Annotated in this window: 1 tRNA gene; it reads right to left on the bottom strand. The window is 54.4% G+C overall.

The annotated features are described in order from the left end of the window. Nucleotides 1-239: 239 nt before the first annotated feature. A tRNA-Ile gene (locus DXC52_RS09915) sits at nucleotides 240-315 on the bottom strand. Between the last annotated feature and the right edge of the window lie 200 nt (nucleotides 316-515).

Raw genomic sequence — 515 nt, 5'->3', positions numbered from 1 at the left:
TGCCCGCTTCCCCCGAGAACAATTATCAGTGCAGGTAGACGGCCTGCGGTTTTCGGAAAAACGGGGTATGGTCGAGGGGTCGGGCTTAAACGTAGTAGATAGGCCGGTTTCATGGCGGGGGCATCGCAGGCAGCCGACCGAGGGTGCCCGGAAGTGAGCAAGCAGGCTATTTGCAAGTGGAAACTACTGCCATGAAAAAGAAAACAGGCCAGACATATTGCCTGACCTGTTGAAAAACCTGGTGGGCCCTCCGGGATTCGAACCCAGAACCCAGGGATTATGAGTCCCCTGCGCTAACCGTTGCGCCAAGAGCCCTTATAAAGTGGCACTTGCAGTTGGGGTGGCAGAACAGCCTCCAACAGTTTGAACCACGATGTGAAATACTACCATGCGCACGGCACCCGTTCAACGCACGATCTTGTCGACCAGGAGGATCATGGTGCCGCCTTTGACCTTGTTTTACTATATGAAAAAAGGCCCCAACTTGCGTTGGAGCCTCATTCAATGCTCGGGTG

Source organism: Collinsella sp. TF05-9AC, from assembly GCF_003438495.1.
Taxonomy (GTDB): Bacteria; Actinomycetota; Coriobacteriia; order Coriobacteriales; family Coriobacteriaceae; genus Collinsella.
This window is presented reverse-complemented; position numbering and strand designations above follow the sequence as displayed.